We start from the raw sequence: 16,674 nt of genomic DNA, 5'->3' as shown, positions 1-16,674 counted from the left end.
CCGGTTATTCCAGTGGGATAATCGGCCTAATATTTAAAGCCTAGTTCAAAGGCCATTTTGACCAATTCACTGGTTTTATTGCACTGTAGCTTTTTGTAGATATTTTGTTTGTGCTTTTTTACAGTTTCCTCAGATATAAAAAGCTCTTGGGCGATTTCATTGGTTTTTTTACTCTCTGATATCAACAAAAATATTTCCATTTCCCTTTTGGTAAGTGTCTCTAATAATAACATTGGGGCTGTTTGTATGGGCTGATGTTCTTCTTGGGGAACTAAAAGGGAAATGGCATTGAGGGGCTTGCCATCCGCTGATCGGGTGACAGTTTTGGTGGTGCCTATTAGTATGTCCCATTGGCCAGAGGCATTCTTCAATTTGTAAGTTAGGTCCAAAAACTCCTCCTGATCCTCATTGAAGAAAGTGAGTGATTTGAAGAGGGTGGGATAATAGCTCGGGTGAATGGTTTTGATATAATAAATATAGTCCATCCCCCGCAGGAAATTATTTTTGAAGCCATAGAATTTCTTGCAAGCGTCATTGATATGGATGGGGCGGTAATTGGCGATATCATGTAGGGTGAGCATTTCCGGAACTCCCCGGGTCAGCTCATCGTAAGTTTTAAGGTTGATTTTATCCTTATGAATGATGTTTTTTTCTTTCAGTTCTTCAACTAAAAGTTCAAGTTTTTCACGAATCATAGTGGTTAAATATGGTCAAAAATACTTTAAAGTGGGAGGAAATGCTAAAAATCACATTTCTATTTTAGCCAAAGAACAAGGGGGATTTTGGATGGCCATAGGTCAGTAGCTATAAAAGCATTGTATGTTTAAACATATCGCTTAGAGTTTGTATATTTGTATGAAGGGAATTCTCACCAAGGGAACAGTTAGGATAAAGATAGTGAAGGGGACGGCAAGTAATTCGCTTGTTTGATGCTTTGGATGCTTGTTATTTGGCAGAAAAGAACTTCTTTCAACAAGATGGGGATTAGTCTTTTTATGGCTATATTTTAATTCTGTTGTTCGTTATATTGAAGCTTGTTTTTATGTGTTTATCTGTTAAGTAGAATGCATTGATTATAGATTTATTTTAAGAAGCCTTATGAAGGTCAATTGCAGGGCCATGTTTGTACTTGCAAATTGTAGGGGCTAAACAAAAGTTGAAATATGGATTTTAAATTGGATCATGACAGTCCTGTGCCTTTCCATGCACAGATAGAAAAATACCTTAGAGATTTGATTCAGCGGGAAGAATATATCAATGGGGATCAATTTTTACCTAAGGAAACCGCGATGTCCAAGAGTTTAGGCGTATCCAGAAATACCATTAGGCAGGCCATCAATAAACTGGTCCATGAGGGGATTATTGAGCGGAAAAAAGGAGTAGGATCCAAGGTTGTACAAAAGAAAATTTCTACCCGGCTGGACAATTGGATCAGTTTCACCAAAGAGATGAAGAATAAAGGCATAGAGGTGGTGGATTATTTGATGAAAGTGTCCTTAGAAAAAGCAGATCAAGAAGTGAGCAAGGCGCTTGGTGTGGAAGAGGGCAAGGAAGTCTGGGTACTGGAAAAGGTGAGAGGAGATAAGGAGGCCAAATATCTATATTCAGTTTCTTATTTTCATCCTCGGGTGGGCATTACAGGAAAAGAAAATTTCAAAAGGTTACTTTATGAACTTTTAGAGGAAGAGCATGATGTGGTGGTGGCTGTCTCCAAGGAAAAGCTAAAGGCAATTCTTCCCGACGAGAAGATTGTGAAATTGTTGGATTTAGAAGACAATTTTCCTGTCCTAAAAAGGGAGCGTTTGGTATGTGATTTGGGTGATAGGCCAGTTGAGTACAATATGGTTTATTACCATACAGGTTATTTCTCCTATGATATTGACATTAAGAGAGATCTTTAGCTTTAAAAGTGTTTGCCATAGTTTTTTTTAAGATTAGGGGAAAATGTTGTATGATTTGATGGTAAAATCATGTTAAATGGTCAATAAAATTGGGAGGTTTGGCTTTTGTGAAATATGTTTTTGGTTATTATTTAGGACTTTTTTATAGAATTCCTTAATGATAATGTGTTTTGGTTATGAAAATTTAATATTAACTACTTGACTGTATAAAATTCTTTCCATAGGTTTGCGATCTGATGGTAAAGTTTTTTGTAAGAATTCTTTTATCCCTATGTGTAGTCCTGTCCAGTGGATACAGTCAACTGTATGCCCATAAGCATCAGGAGGTAAACACATACACCCCATCTAGCATTGTGGATCTATGCGGTCAAATTAAATCTGGGGTTAAGAATTCCCATGACTTTTTCGTAAAGTCATTGTCATCAGTAGCAGAAAGAGATGGTTTTAAGTTTGACTCTTCTGATTTTGAAGAAGAGGATGACAATATCAGATCATTTAAGAAGTATATGGATAGCAGCAAATATTTTGCTGCTTTATTTTTTGCTAGGGTTTTAAGAGACCTGTTCCGCTATATCAATCCTGATCCAGGCTTACGTTATAGTAAGTCTTTTGCTCATACCGAATCATATAGATTGCATCTTATGATCGAGGTATTCAGGATATGATATTTTTTTGAAAGTAGGCGGTTCAGTCTGTCCTGCTTTATTATTATTTAATTCATCACCTGTTCTTCAAGCGCCTTGAAGGAATAAAGTGAACGTGTATTTTATCTACACACTTCTAAAATCATCATTATTTCCATCCAAAAAAAAGAAATCATCATGAAGAGAATTCTCATGCTTATGAGTTTGGGTGCCCTATTGTGGCATACAAGCTGTACCACCCACGGTGAAGAAAAACACGAGGAGGAAGTTGAGTTCCTAGTTACCAGTCCTGCGAGATTGGACACCACTATCACCGAAGAGTATGTTTGCCAAATCCATTCCATTAATCATATTGAGCTCCGTGCCCAGGAAAGAGGTTACTTGGAAAAAATTTATGTGGATGAGGGACAATTTGTAAAAAAGGGACAACTCTTGTTCCAGATTATGCCTAAGCTGTATGAGGCAGAGCTCCAAAGAGCCAAAGCAGAAGTGAATTTTGCTGAAATAGAATATCAAAATACCAAATCCCTTGCGGATCGGGATGTAGTGGCACCCAATGAGCTGGCCATGGCCAAAGCGAAGTTGGATAAGGCCAAGGCAGAAGAAGCCTTAGCGGAAGTGCACTTGCAGTTTACCGAAATCAGAGCTCCTTTTGATGGGATTATTGATCGTTTCCATGTGAGGTTGGGGAGTCTTGTTGAGGAAGGCGAATTACTTTCCAATCTGTCCGATAACAGTAAAATGTGGGTGTATTATAATGTCCCTGAGGCAGAGTATCTGGATTATAAATCCAATGTGCAAAAGGATAGCTTGATGAAGGTAGGTCTCTTGATGGCCAATAATAAAATGTTTGAATTCCCAGGGGTGGTGGAGACCATCGAGGCTGATTTCAATCATGAGACTGGCAATATCCCTTTCAGGGCCACATTTCCTAATCCCAAGGGATTGCTGCGGCATGGTGAAACGGGTAATATCATTATGGGAGTGCCATTGGATAATGCCCTTATTATCCCTCAAAAAGCCACTTTTGAGGTGCTTGATAAAAAATACGTGTATGTACTGGGAGAGGACAATGTATTGAAGTCAAAACCAATTACCATAGCGGCTGAATTGCCCCATATCTATGCGGTACAGGATGGTATTGATGTAAATGACAAAATCCTACTTGAAGGTTTGCGCTTGGTCAGAGAGAATGAAGAGATCAAAAGCAAGTTTGTAAGCCCGGAGACAGCCCTGTCCGAGCTGGATTTGTATGCTGAATAATTGAGTGTCCTAAAAAGCAAAAACAATGTTTCAAAAATTTATACACAGGCCCGTATTTGCGATAGTCATCTCGGTCCTAATCGTTTTTGTGGGATCCTTGTCGATCAAGCAGCTGCCTATATCCCAGTTCCCACAAATTGCGCCGACATCGGTCAATATCTTTATAGCCTATCCAGGTTCCAGTGCCGATGTTTTGGTGAAGTCTACTTTGATTACCCTTGAAAACTCCATTAATGGTGTTCAGGGGATGCGTTATATGGCCACCGATGCCACCAGTGCAGGAGAGGCCACATTAAGGGTGATATTTGAGCCTGGTACCGATCCCAACCAGGCTGTGATCAGGGTGAAAACCCGGGTGGACCAGGTCATGCCATTGTTGCCAGAACTGGTGCAAAGGGAAGGTGTGGTGATCACGCCTATCCAGCCCAGTATGTTGATGTATGTCAACCTCTATGCCAAGGATAAAAGCTTGGATGAGAAATTCCTGTACAACTATGCCAATGTGAAAATGATCCCGGAGATCAACAGGATCAAAGGGGTTGCCAAGGCTCAGATTTTGGGGAGTCGTAGGTATGCCATGCGTGTTTGGTTAAACCCAGACCGTATGCGGGCTTATGATATTTCTGTTGATGAAGTGATGGAAGCTTTGCAGGAGCAAAGTATCGTTGGGCGGCCAGGTAGGCTAGGTAGAAGTTCTGGTATGAAAGCCCAGTCCTTGGAGTATGTATTGACTTATAAGGGCAGGTATAATGAGCCCGAGCAATATGAAAATGTCATCATTAGGGCCAATGCAGAAGGAGAGAGCATTCACCTGAAGGATATTGGCAAGGTGGAGCTTGGAAGTGAATTCTTTGATATTTATTCCAATTTGGATGGTAAACCCTCTGCTGCCATCGTGCTAAAACAAAATTATGGTAGTAATGCGAGTGATGTAATAGAAGAAGTGAAAAATAAAGTGGAGGAAATGAAAGCTTCTTTCCCTCCCGGAATGGATTATAATATCAGTTATGATGTGTCCAAATTCCTGGATGCTTCTATTGAACAGGTGATTCATACCTTGCGGGATGCGTTTATTCTGGTTGCATTGGTCGTGTTTATTTTCTTGGGAGACTGGCGATCGACCTTAATTCCGATTCTTGCCGTACCTGTTTCTTTGATAGGTGCATTCTTTGTGATTCAGTTTTTTGGGCTTTCGATCAACTTGGTGACCCTCTTTGCCCTTGTATTGGCGATAGGTATCGTGGTCGATGATGCCATAGTGGTCGTGGAGGCTGTCCATGCCAAGATGGAGGAAATACCTCATTTGACCCCATATCAAGCTGTGAAAAGAGTACTTGGAGAGATTTCTGGAGCTATCATCGCGATCACGATGGTGATGGTTTCAGTGTTCCTGCCTATTTCATTTATGTCAGGGCCTGTGGGTACATTCTATAGGCAATTTTCCATTACAATGGCCAGTTCCATTGTGATTTCAGCCTTGATTGCCTTGACGCTTACTCCTGTGCTATGTGCCATGTTGCTTAAAAACCACCATGGAAAAGAGAAGAAGAGCAACTTGCTTACCAGGGCCTTGGATAGTTTTAACAGCGGATTTGACCGATTGACAGGAAGGTATGTGGGGCTGCTCAAAAGTATTGTCAGCCGAAGATGGTTAACCTTTGCTATTCTTTTGGCTTTTGGAGTTGGTATCGTATGGGAAAACCATATTCTGCCATCTGGATTTATTCCGAGTGAAGACCAGGGAACCATCTACGCCATCATCCAGACGCCTCCAGGGGCCACTTTGGAAAGGACGAATAAGGTGGCTCACAAACTGATGGAGATCTGTGAAGAAATAGATGGTGTGGAGTCAGTATCTTCATTAGCCGGTTATGAGATCATGACAGAAGGTCGTGGATCCAATGCAGGTACCTGTTTGATCAACCTTAAACCTTGGTCTGAAAGAGAACATTCTGTGAAGGAGATCATGGAAGAACTGGAGGAAGAATCCAAAGGACTTGGGGCCATCGTGGAATTCTTTGAGCCGCCTGCCATTCCAGGTTTTGGTTCTTCTGGTGGTTTTTCCATGCGTTTGCTGGACCAGACTACCGAAACTGATTATCAGGAATTTGATAAGATCAATAAACAGTTTATGGATGATTTGGGTAAGCGTCCTGAATTGACCGGTTTGTTTACCTTCTTTGCTGCGAACTATCCTCAGTATGAACTGGAAATTGACAATGAGCTGGCCATGCAAAAGGGCGTTTCCATTGGTGATGCTATGGAAAACCTGAACATCCTAATTGGAAGTACCTATGAGCAGGGCTTTATTAAATTTGGCCGATTCTTCAAGGTTTATGTGCAGTCTGATCCAAAGTTCAGAAGGTTACCATCGGATGTACTTAACCTATATGTCAAAAACGATCATGGTGAAATGGTGCCTTACTCTGCCTTTATGAAGCTGAAGAAAACGCAAGGGCCTAATGAGGTTACCCGTTTCAATATGTATAATTCAGCGGCCATAAGAGGACTTCCTGCTCCTGGTTATACCACAGCAGATGCCATTCAGGCCATTCGGGAAGTGGCAGAGCAAACCTTACCCAAGGATTATGACATTGCTTGGGAAGGGCTTTCCTATGATGAGTCCAACAGGGGCAATGAGGCCTTGTATGTGTTTCTTGTGGTACTGGTCTTTGTCTATTTTGTATTGGCGGCGCAGTATGAGAGTTTCATCATTCCGCTGGCGGTGGTTACCTCCTTGCCCGTTGGGGTATTTGGTTCCTTCCTATTGCTGAAGCTGATGGGGCTGGACAATGATATTTATGCCCAGATTGGTTTGATCATGTTGATTGGACTTTTGGGCAAAAATGCCGTACTGATCGTAGAATTTGCTGTGCAGAAAAGGCAGGAAGGCGCTACTATCCTTAATGCTGCCATTGAAGGAGCCAAGGTCCGTTTCCGTCCGATTTTAATGACTTCTTTCGCGTTTATTGCAGGGTTGATCCCATTGGTTATTGCTACCGGAGCAGGAGCCATAGGTAACCGCACCATTGGTGCTTCAGCCATGGGGGGAATGTTGTTTGGGACCGTTTTTGGGGTAATCATTGTCCCAGGCCTATACTATATTTTCGCAAAGCTTGCGGATGGCAAACAGCTGATCCAAGATGAAGATGAAGTTCCTTTAACAGAAGAATATGACCATGAAAATGCTTGATAAAATCATAAAAATAAGCCTGGGAGTGGTTTGTTTGGTGCTGAGCGTCTCAGCATGTAAGACCCCTTCTCTTGTCGAAAGAAAAGTAAATAAAAATATTCCTGCGAGTTTTAATGGCTCGCAGGATACTACCAATACTGCTGAAATAAGCTGGGAGGATTATTTTACAGATCCTTATTTGAATGCCCTAATAGATACTGCCCTGAAAAACAATCAGGAGTTAAATATCACTTTACAAGAGATAGAGGTGGCCAGGAATGAAGTTAGGGCCAGAAAAGGGGAGTATTTACCTTTTGTGGACATCAAGGCAGGGGCCGGTACTGAAAAAGTAGGAAGATATACCAGCCAAGGTGCCAATGATGCCAATACTGATATTAAGCCTGGCAAGGAAATGCCAGAACCCTTATCTGATTATTTGATTGGTGCCTTTGCCACCTGGGAAGTGGATATTTGGCATAAGTTGAGGAATGCTAAAAAGTCCGCTCTATCGAGGTATCTGGCTACGGTGGAAGGGAAAAATTTTATGGTGACCAACTTAATTGCTGAATTGGCCAATTCCTATTATGAATTATTGGCCTTGGACAAGCAGTTGGAAATTGTCAATCAGAATATAGAGATCCAAAGCAATGCCTTGGAGATCGTAAGGTTGCAAAAAACAGCGGCAAAGGTTACTGAATTGGCTGTTCGTAAGTTTGAGGCAGAAGTTTACCATACCAAGAGTCTACAATTTGATATTCAGCAAGAGATTATTGAAACGGAGAATGAAATCAATTTCTTGGTAGGCAGGTATCCACAGCCAGTAAAAAGGAGCAGTATAGAATTGGGGACCTTGATGCCAGAAGATGTCTATGCAGGCGTACCTGCTCAGCTCTTGGAAAATCGTCCTGACATTAAACAAGCGGAACTGGAATTGGCCGCGGCCGATTTGGATGTAAAAGTGGCCAAGGCGAGATTTTATCCTTCTTTGGGGATTTCTGCAGGGGTAGGTTTTCAGGCCTTTAATCCTTCCCATTTGCTCACTACTCCAGAGTCACTTATTTATTCGATTGCAGGGGATTTATCTGCTCCTTTGATCAATAGAAACGCCATCAAAGCGGATTATAGGAGTGCCAATGCCGAACAGATTCAAGCGGTGTATAACTATGAACAAACTGTTTTGAAGGCCTATATAGAAGTAGCGAATCAGTTGTCCAAAATAGGGAACTTGGAAAAGAGCTATGGATTGAAAGCCCAAGAAGTCGCGGCTTTGACTAAATCCATTGATATTTCCAATGACCTTTTCAAATCGGCAAGAGCTGATTATATGGAGGTATTGCTTACGCAAAGAGATGCCTTGGAATCCAGGTTTGATCTGGTGGAAACCCAAATGCAACAGTTGAATGCATTTGTGAAAATGTACCAAGCCTTGGGTGGTGGTTGGAAATGATCACAGGGAATCCTGAAAATAAAAGAGAAATGTAAAAGGTTAATAATTATAGACTTACTAAATAGGGTGAAATCCTCATGGCCTTTGGCTTTGAGGATTTTTTTGTTACTCTTGGTTGCTGCTATGTAATCAAGCAATTTTTAAGAAGCAGTGCAATAGTATCTGCTATGATCCTTCCTTTGATATTACTATACTTAACTATGAGTAGTACAATCTGAATTGTTTTTTTAACCATTAGAGAATTAAGGTTTGAAAGGGAAATTCTTTGTTACTTTTTTAAGTGTCAGGGTGAATCATTATTAAGAAATAAGCAGCTCGATCAAGAATATTAGCGGTCAGTTTCGTGCAGGTTTATATTTCTAAAAAGCATGTATGGAGGTGCAAAGACTTAAATAAAGCAAAAAAGGAATTGGGTAGAGAAAGAAAATTATGCTTTTATAAAATGCAATAAAATCCCGTTGTGTGAAGCTAAATAAAATTTGGACTTCTATCTTAGCGATTCTAAACCCATTTATCAGAAAATTTAATATTTAGAGATTAGATGATGCGTATTGTCAATAGTTTGTTGTTTAAGGTCTTTATGGCCATTGTGCTAGGTATTGTTTTTGGCTTGTATATGCCAGAGTGGTTCAATAGGGTTTTTGCGACCTTCAATGCCTTTTTTGGTCAGTTTTTGAGCTTTTCAATTCCCTTGATAATTATGGGGCTGATCATGCCTGCAATTTCCGACCTAGGTAAAGAGGCTGGCAAAATGCTCTTGATCACTGCCGCTATTGCCTATGGCTCCACCTTGTTTTCGGGCTTTATGAGCTTTTTTACTTCCTCTACGATTTTTCCCTCCTTACTGGAAGAGCATGTCAACTCCGCTTCAAGCATGGCAGAAAGTGCCAAGGAGTTGATTCCTTACTTTTCAATAGAAATACCGCCTGTTATTGAAGTGATGTCTGCCTTGGTCTTGGCTTTTGTGATTGGCTTGGGACTTTCTTACCAGGAAAAGTCAACCTTGAAGCTGGCAGTAAAGGATTTTGAGACCATCATTATGCAGGTGATTGAGCGAGTGATCGTGCCGCTTTTGCCAATATTTATTTTGGGTATTTTTGCCAATATGGCCTATAGTGGTCAAGTTTACCAGATCCTTTCGGTATTTATGAATATCATCGGGGTGATCTTTGCCATGCATATCTTTTTGTTGATTCTTCAATATGTGATCGTAGGGTCCATCGTCAAAAAGAATCCAGTTAAGTTACTGTCAGCCATGCTCCCCGCTTATTTTACTGCCTTGGGTACGCAGTCCTCGGCGGCCACCATTCCCGTGACACTTGGACAAGCGGAGAAAAATGGTGTGTCAGAAAAAGTGGCAGGTTTTGTAGTTCCCCTCTGCGCTACTATTCACCTGTCAGGAAGTATCATGAAGATCACTGCTTGTGCCATCGCCTTGATGATCCTAAATGGGATGCCGATAAATTTCCCGGTTTTTGCCGGTTTTATTTTCATGTTGGGTATAGCAATGGTAGCTGCTCCAGGGGTGCCTGGTGGGGCGATTATGGCGGCCATAGGAGTGCTTCAGGCCATGCTGGGCTTTAACGAAGAAATGATCGGTTTAATGATTGCGCTCTATATTGCCATGGATAGCTTCGGCACTGCCTGCAATGTCACTGGCGATGGAGCCATCGCCTTGGTAGTCGACAAGATCGTGAATAAGGAGGTTCCTAAGCATGAGGTAGCGTAAAAGGAAATGTGTTTTTCCTATGCACTAGCTCTGGTAAAGGTAGATGCCTTTCCTTTTTGATTTTCAGATGCATTAAGCTTCCTATTTCTAATAGGCCTAAAACTTGGGACAGTTCTGCCTTTTTGAAAATGTTTCAAGCCTTGGAAGGTGGCAAAGATTAAAAGCAGGAAATTTTACTTGAAGAATGAACTTATGTAAAAGATTACTAAATAGGGTAAAATCCTCATGGCGCTTGGCTTTGAGGATTTTTTTGTGTTATTCTTAGTTAATTGTCGATATGGGATCAAAGATTTTTTAGGGGCAGAGGAAGTACCCATAGTCCTTTCCTTGATATCACTATGCTTAACGAAGAGTAAAACCTAACTCTCTTATGGTAAAAGCATGGCTAATACACGGGGTAAACACGGCTTAACTAGGGGTTAAATACAGGTTAAACTATGCCGTTAAAAATGTTACATTTTAATATGATCATCTAGTTTTTACATACAAATTATGTAACCACTAAGGCATTAAGGTCATGAGGGGGATATGTTTCAAGGTGTATATAGCTCAGTGCTACTTCTTTGAATTTGCTGAAGGACAAGTAGTATTTTAACCATTAAGGCATTAAGTTCATGAAGGGTTGATTAAAGGTTTACAAGCAGAAGGGATGGAATCTGGTATGGATGATTGGTTCAAGTCAGGTGGTTTGAACTATAATTAGGGCTTTGCAGTGCATTTGACTCGCAAAGTTATAACGGAGTCATACACTCAAGTTTAGTCATCCCTCAGCTTAGCTGTCGGGACAGCGGAGAATTATTATCTCCCTTTTAGCAATTGATTGGATGTGAAAGCAATTTATTGTGTAGAATTCAATTTTGATACAAGGAGCTTGCTTAAATCATTGATTAATTGTTACGGTATAAACATGGGAGCTTGCCAAATAATATATCGAATTGATGGTTTTCTTATAAGCTAGGTTAAGGTTTTGCTAAATCTTTTTAGGGCATAATTAAGCTTGTGTTTTTTTTGAAATTTAATTTGAAATCATTTTCTTTAAAATTGCAATATCCCAGAATAATATCATGATAGTCAAAAGTTATAAGGTAGAGTATGTTGAAGATAGTGCTGTAGGGGGACCAAAAGAAGGGGAGCTTACTGATATTGACTTGTGGAAAGCTTTTAAAAAGGGAAGCAATGCTGCCTTTTTGAAAATTTATGAAAATTACTTTGATAGCTTGTATCGGTTTGGGACCAGAATAACTCCCAACGAAGAATTGGTGAAGGATGCTATTCATGATGTATTTTTAGACTTAAGAAAGTACGGCGAAACGATTGGGGATACCCATCACATCAAGTTTTATTTATTTAAATGTTTAAAAAGAAGGATCATTAAGGAATTAGACAAATGGGTAGGCCGTCAATCCGATTTGGATGAGCATACTCCATTTGAAGTAACTATTTCACATGAACAGGTTTTGATCAGTTCCCAGTTGGATCAAGAGCAATTTAGAAATATTCAATCTGCTTTGGATGATTTATCCCCAAGAAAGCGGGAGGCTATCTACTATTTGTTCTATGAAGGGATGGGGTATGAGGAAATCAGTGAAATGATGGCTTTGTCCAATCCCAAATCAGCCCGTGATTTGGTCTATAAAGCTTTGCGTTCCCTAAGGAATTCCCTTGGTTTTATTCCATTATTTTTTCAATTAGCTAATGTCTGAATTTAATATGGCTTATCCTTATACTAGGTTTTAGAAATTTGACTTCAGTCAGTTACTTAACAGTTTGTAGGAGCGTGATGATCCATTTTTGATTTTTTTTCTAAAAAAATCAAAAATGTAAGACGTTGTTTGGGCTTTGTGCTGCTATACCTCATAGAAAAGCAGCAATAAATCCCAAAAACATGCCGCAAATTAAAGATCTTTTAGAAGATGTAGAATTTATCCGATGGGTAAAGCAGCCAGATGCTGACCTCAACCGGTATTGGCAGCACTGGTTGGAGGCCAATCCTGATAGGTTGGCTGATGCCAAGTTTGCCAAGGAAATACTTTTAAACCTTGAGTTTCCATCTAAGCCGTCCACGGAGGATGCAAAAAGAGAAGTGCTTAACCGCTTGCTTTCCAATAGAACGATTTCAACATCTCCGAATACTGAAGGTATAGCACCTTATACACATAGAACTATTTTGTGGAACCGAATGAGCCAATGGGCGAAGGTTGCAGCTATACTTGTTTTTTCTGTTTTGATTACCTTTTTGACCACAAGGTTTTTAAATACTGATGCAGAGGAAGATCAAATGATAGGCATAGAGTGGATTACGAAATCTACAGCTATGGGAGAGAAGTTAAGTTTTAGGCTTTCAGATGGTTCAGTGGTTTGGCTTAATGCGGGTAGCAGTCTACAGTATCCTGTTAGTTTTGATTCAACAGTACGCTTGGTAAAACTGTCCGGAGAGGGCTTTTTTGAAGTGGCCAAGGATAGTATTAAGCCGTTTAAGGTACTTTCCGGCAATCTAACGACTACTGCATTGGGAACCTCCTTTAATATTCACAGCCATGCATCAAAAGACGTTAAGGTTTCTCTAGTTACAGGCAAAGTAGTGATTGATGAAGCTTTTTCCGGTAAAGCATATTTTTTAAGTCCTGGGCAGGAATTGGGTTTTGATCTTGGGAAGGGGCAAATAGATATTCACCCATTTGATGATGAATTGGTTCAAAGCTGGCGGAATGGCGTTTTGATCTTTAAGAAAGCACAGTTTGAGCAGGTAAAAGAAAAGCTGGAAAGCTGGTATGGGGTTTCCATTGAAGTGAAAGGAGTGATTCCAAAGACATGGCGCTTTTCTGGAAAATTTGAGCAACAAATGTTGGAAACGATTCTTAACAGTATGTCCAATATTGAAAACTTCGACTATAAAATCAAGGGAAAGAAAGTTAATATATCATTTAAACAATAACCCAAAAAACATGAAAACAAAGCGCTATAACAGTTCATGAAAAAAGCCAACCGACGGTTAGTCAGTTGGCTCCTTAAGGGTGGTTTCAGGAAAATCTAAAACATTGGGGAATGTGGATACTCCTGAGAACCAGGTCTAATGAATAAATCAAAAAACCAATCAAAATTATGAAATTAAAACTACAAAAGACAATTTATATGTTGTCCAAGTACTTCCTATACGGGTTTGTAGTACAAATGTTGGTATTCAACTTTGTATTGGCCACTAATGTCAATGGGCAGTATAAGTCCATTGATGAGGTTCAAGTCAGAATTAATAAGAAATCCAGTAGCTTAATTGATTTTTTTAGACAAATAGAAGCTCAAACTTCATTTAATTTTTTATATGATCACGATGAACTTGATGAACTTGCTCAAATTCAGTTCAGCGAAAGAGTGGGAAGTGTGGAAAGCTTTCTAAGAGATGTTTCTTTACAGACAGACCTTAGTTTTAGACAGGTCAATAATGGGATTGATGTGAAGAAAAGGGAAATTGTCAAATTGACAAATACCATAATTCAAGATAGAAATATCAGTGGACTTGTTGTTGACAAGTCTGGGGAAAGCCTGCCGGGAGTTAATATTATTATAAAAGGGAGTACCAAAGGGACTATTACGGACCTGGATGGTAAATTCAGTATCGAGGCTTCCAATGATGATATACTTGTATTTTCCTTTTTGGGATTTACCTCAAAAGAGGTTAGCGTAGGTAATCAGGATTTTCTAAATGTCACTTTGGAAGAGGATCTTTCTGATCTGGACGAAGTGGTAGTGGTAGGATATGGTACCGTAAAGAAAAGTGACCTTACGGGTGCGGTGGCTTCTGTCAAGCCTGAAGAGCTGAATTTGGGCTCACTTCAAAATATTGACCAGATGCTGACTGGTAGGATGCCTGGTGTGCAGATCAATCAGAACAGCGCCGAGCCGGGAGGTTCTGTGAATGTAAGGATTAGAGGGGTAGGTTCTATCAATGCAGGTAATGAACCGCTCTATGTGATCGATGGAATGCCTATTGATAATAGTCCTTCTATATCAGGATCAGGTTCTGGGATCAGCGATAACCGAAATCCGAAAAATCCACTCAACTTGATCAACCCTAATGATATTGCTTCCATTGAGGTGTTAAAAGATGCTTCCGCAACCGCAATCTATGGTTCCAGGGGAGCTAACGGTGTCATCATGATCACGACCAAAAGAGGAAGCAATAAGGGTACTCAGGTAACCTATGATTTTTCAGGGAGTCTTCAGCAAATGGCCAATAAGGTGGACCTGCTGAGCTCTACAGAATTTGCACAAGTGGTCAATGATATTCAAGAAGACAGTGGCTTGGATCCATTGTATGATATGTCGCAAGTTACTGAGCAGTCTGATTGGCTGGATGAGATTACCAGAACAGGGTATATACAAAATCATAATTTGGCTGTAAGCGGAGGGAATGACAAGAGTTCTTTTTATTCTTCAGTAAGCTATTATGACCAAGAAGGCATCGTGATAAGTTCTGGTATGGAGCGCATATCAGCTAGGTTAAATGCCGAATTTAAAGCCAGTGATAAGTTTCGCTATGGTGTTAACTTGACCAACTCCTATGTAAAGAATGATAATGTGCCTTTTGGAACGGGCTTCAATGCCAGTGCAGGGGTGGTCAATTCAGCCATGGAAATCGATCCAACTATAGACAAGTTCAACCCTGACGGCACCCCGTATCAGGATTTTAGTATCGATATGGACAACCCTTTGATCATTGCGGATGTCTTTACCGAAGAGGAGAATACCAGACTTCTGGGAAATGTCTTTGGTGAGTATACCATTATCCCAGACCTGAATGCCAAGCTGACCTTGGGATTTGACAGGCTGAATGCTAGAAAAGACACTTACGTGCAGTCTACCACCAAGACAGGGATTGCCAATGGTAGTGGTATCGGCACGATCATCACGGGTGATAAATCCAATAAAATGTTGGAGGCTACAGTAAACTATAAGAAGAGTTGGTCGACTCATAACTTTAACTTCTTGGCTGGTTATACTTATCAGGATTTTATCAACAAAGGTTTTAGTGGTACGATTGATGGCTTTCCTTCCGATGCACTGTTGACCAATAATTTTGGATTGGGAAATACAGAAAGAGATGAAGTAAACAGCTATAAAAACTCCAATAAGCTGATCTCTTATCTTTCTAGGGTCAATTATGACTATAAAAGTAAATACTATGTTACTTTTTCCATGAGAGCTGATGGTTCATCCAAGTTTGGGGAAAATAATAAGTTTGGTTACTTCCCAAGTATGGCACTGTCATGGAGGGTTTCACAAGAATCTTTTCTTTCCAATTCAGAAGTGGTTACCAACCTGAAATTAAGAACCAGCTGGGGGAAAACAGGTAACCAAAGTATCGGGAATTTCATGTCCCTTTCCACTTTAGGAGCAGGGGGATTGGCTTTGATCAATGGACTACAGCAACAAGGAATTACGGCAACTAGGATTCCTAACCCGAATTTGAAATGGGAAACGACCACACAGTTTGATATAGGAGTGGACTTGGAACTTTGGGCAGGACGTTTAAATTTCGTTGCAGATTATTTTATCCGAAATACGGATGATTTATTGCTCAATCTTCCCCTTCCAAAATCTTCCGGTTTTAATTCCATCTTGGACAATGTGGGCTCTGTGGAAAACAAAGGATTTGAGTTGGCCATTGAATCTTATAATATAGACAGACAAAAGTTTGCATGGACAACAAGCTTTAACCTTACCAAAGTGAAGAATACAGTGACTGATTTGGCCGGAAGTGACCAGATTCTTCAAGGAGGTCTGCCATTTACTTCTGACATTACGATAGTAACCGAAGGCCAGCCGTTGAATAGTTACTATGGGCATATTGTGGATGGAATATGGCAAGAAGGTGAGGATATCGCCAATTCAGCACAGCCAAATGCCCAGCCAGGTTATCCGAAATTTAGGGATATCAGTGGTCCTGAAGGAGTGCCTGATGGTGCCATTAGTGATGCGGATAAAACAGTTATTGGAAGTCCTTTTCCTGACTTTTCTTTGGGCTTAAGAAATAATTTCCAATATGGAAGATTGAATTTGGATGTGTTCTTTGCCGGAGATTTTGGCCAAAGTCTGCTTAACCAAAATCTGTTGAATTCCCTTTATCCAATTGATCCGGGTAGAAACCGTATGGCAGAGCCCTTGTTGAATAGGTGGACACCTCAAAATCCAAGCAATAAATGGCCATCTGGTGTGAACCCAACCTCTTATGGAGGAAGTACCGTGAACAGTCTTTCTGTGGAAGATGCTACTTTCATTCGCTTGAGGAACTTGAGGCTGAGCTATGACTTCAATGTGGCCAATCATAAATTCCTAAGAGGGGTGAACTTTTACCTTCAGGGAAGCAACTTGTTGTTGATCACTGACTATATGGGCTTTGATCCCGAAGTCAATTCCCTTAACAATGGAGCGAATTCAGCTAGGGCTGACTATAACGCCTATCCCAATGCAAGGACTTATAGCGTGGGATGTAGACTTTCCTTCTAAGTTTCTCTGTGAAT

10 protein-coding genes are annotated in these 16,674 nt (G+C 40.4%); 9 read left to right on the top strand and 1 reads right to left on the bottom strand.

The annotated features are described in order from the left end of the window. Positions 1 to 26 precede the first annotated feature (26 nt). Positions 27 to 695, bottom strand: coding sequence for a response regulator transcription factor (locus tag KZP23_RS03175; RefSeq protein WP_226334684.1), 669 nt, complete (start codon positions 693 to 695; stop codon positions 27 to 29). Between the two features lie 468 nt (positions 696 to 1,163). Here KZP23_RS03175 and KZP23_RS03170 point away from each other — a divergent pair, with 468 nt between their 5' ends. The 9 genes from KZP23_RS03170 to KZP23_RS03130 all read left to right on the top strand — a co-directional run bounded on the left by KZP23_RS03170 (position 1,164) and on the right by KZP23_RS03130 (position 16,660). Beyond that, positions 1,164 to 1,901, top strand: a complete 738-nt coding sequence (locus KZP23_RS03170; RefSeq protein WP_226334683.1) for a GntR family transcriptional regulator — start codon at positions 1,164 to 1,166, stop codon at positions 1,899 to 1,901. Between the two features lie 236 nt (positions 1,902 to 2,137). Beyond that, entirely contained in the window at positions 2,138 to 2,566 is a 429-nt protein-coding gene (locus KZP23_RS03165; protein WP_226334682.1) for a hypothetical protein, read from the top strand. A gap of 156 nt (positions 2,567 to 2,722) precedes the next feature. Then, positions 2,723 to 3,808, top strand: coding sequence for an efflux RND transporter periplasmic adaptor subunit (locus KZP23_RS03160; protein WP_226334681.1), 1,086 nt, complete (start codon positions 2,723 to 2,725; stop codon positions 3,806 to 3,808). A gap of 25 nt (positions 3,809 to 3,833) precedes the next feature. Beyond that, the gene (locus tag KZP23_RS03155) at positions 3,834 to 7,001 is read left to right on the top strand and encodes an efflux RND transporter permease subunit (RefSeq protein ID WP_226334680.1); all 3,168 of its coding nucleotides are present in this window, start codon (positions 3,834 to 3,836) and stop codon (positions 6,999 to 7,001) included. Then, positions 6,994 to 8,427 carry a TolC family protein gene (locus tag KZP23_RS03150; protein WP_226336471.1) on the top strand — a complete coding sequence of 478 codons (1,434 nt, stop codon included), beginning with the start codon at positions 6,994 to 6,996 and terminating at the stop codon, positions 8,425 to 8,427. The genes KZP23_RS03155 and KZP23_RS03150 overlap by 8 nt, the downstream gene beginning before the upstream one ends. A 541-nt stretch (positions 8,428 to 8,968) precedes the next feature. Then, a complete protein-coding gene (locus KZP23_RS03145; RefSeq protein ID WP_226334679.1) occupies positions 8,969 to 10,156 on the top strand; it encodes a dicarboxylate/amino acid:cation symporter in 1,188 nt (395 codons plus the stop codon). Positions 10,157 to 11,220: 1,064 nt separating this feature from the next. Then, positions 11,221 to 11,859 (top strand): RNA polymerase sigma factor, encoded by a 639-nt coding sequence (locus KZP23_RS03140; RefSeq protein ID WP_226334678.1) that lies wholly within the window; start codon positions 11,221 to 11,223, stop codon positions 11,857 to 11,859. 182 nt (positions 11,860 to 12,041) lie between these two features. After that, positions 12,042 to 13,091, top strand: a complete 1,050-nt coding sequence (locus KZP23_RS03135; RefSeq protein WP_226334677.1) for a FecR family protein — start codon at positions 12,042 to 12,044, stop codon at positions 13,089 to 13,091. A 167-nt stretch (positions 13,092 to 13,258) separates the two neighbouring features. Then, entirely contained in the window at positions 13,259 to 16,660 is a 3,402-nt protein-coding gene (locus tag KZP23_RS03130; RefSeq protein WP_226334676.1) for a SusC/RagA family TonB-linked outer membrane protein, read from the top strand. Positions 16,661 to 16,674 lie beyond the last annotated feature (14 nt).

The sequence above is a fragment of the Echinicola marina genome (assembly GCF_020463795.1).
Taxonomy (GTDB): domain Bacteria; phylum Bacteroidota; class Bacteroidia; order Cytophagales; family Cyclobacteriaceae; genus Echinicola; species Echinicola marina.
Note: the sequence above shows the minus strand (reverse complement) of the source record. Positions and strands in the feature narration are given on the sequence as shown.

What these genes read in the sequence shown, in the direction of transcription:
- KZP23_RS03145 (WP_226334679.1), top strand. Translation starts at nt 8,969, where the DNA reads ATGATGCGTATTGTCAATAGTTTGTTGTTTAAGGTCTTTATGGCCATT.
- KZP23_RS03155 (WP_226334680.1), top strand. Translation starts at nt 3,834, where the DNA reads ATGTTTCAAAAATTTATACACAGGCCCGTATTTGCGATAGTCATCTCG.
- KZP23_RS03170 (WP_226334683.1), top strand. Translation starts at nt 1,164, where the DNA reads ATGGATTTTAAATTGGATCATGACAGTCCTGTGCCTTTCCATGCACAG.
- KZP23_RS03160 (WP_226334681.1), top strand. Translation starts at nt 2,723, where the DNA reads ATGAAGAGAATTCTCATGCTTATGAGTTTGGGTGCCCTATTGTGGCAT.
- KZP23_RS03165 (WP_226334682.1), top strand. Translation starts at nt 2,138, where the DNA reads ATGGTAAAGTTTTTTGTAAGAATTCTTTTATCCCTATGTGTAGTCCTG.
- KZP23_RS03150 (WP_226336471.1), top strand. Translation starts at nt 6,994, where the DNA reads ATGCTTGATAAAATCATAAAAATAAGCCTGGGAGTGGTTTGTTTGGTG.
- KZP23_RS03140 (WP_226334678.1), top strand. Translation starts at nt 11,221, where the DNA reads ATGATAGTCAAAAGTTATAAGGTAGAGTATGTTGAAGATAGTGCTGTA.
- KZP23_RS03135 (WP_226334677.1), top strand. Translation starts at nt 12,042, where the DNA reads ATGCCGCAAATTAAAGATCTTTTAGAAGATGTAGAATTTATCCGATGG.
- KZP23_RS03130 (WP_226334676.1), top strand. Translation starts at nt 13,259, where the DNA reads ATGAAATTAAAACTACAAAAGACAATTTATATGTTGTCCAAGTACTTC.
- KZP23_RS03175 (WP_226334684.1), bottom strand. Translation starts at nt 695, where the DNA reads ATGATTCGTGAAAAACTTGAACTTTTAGTTGAAGAACTGAAAGAAAAA.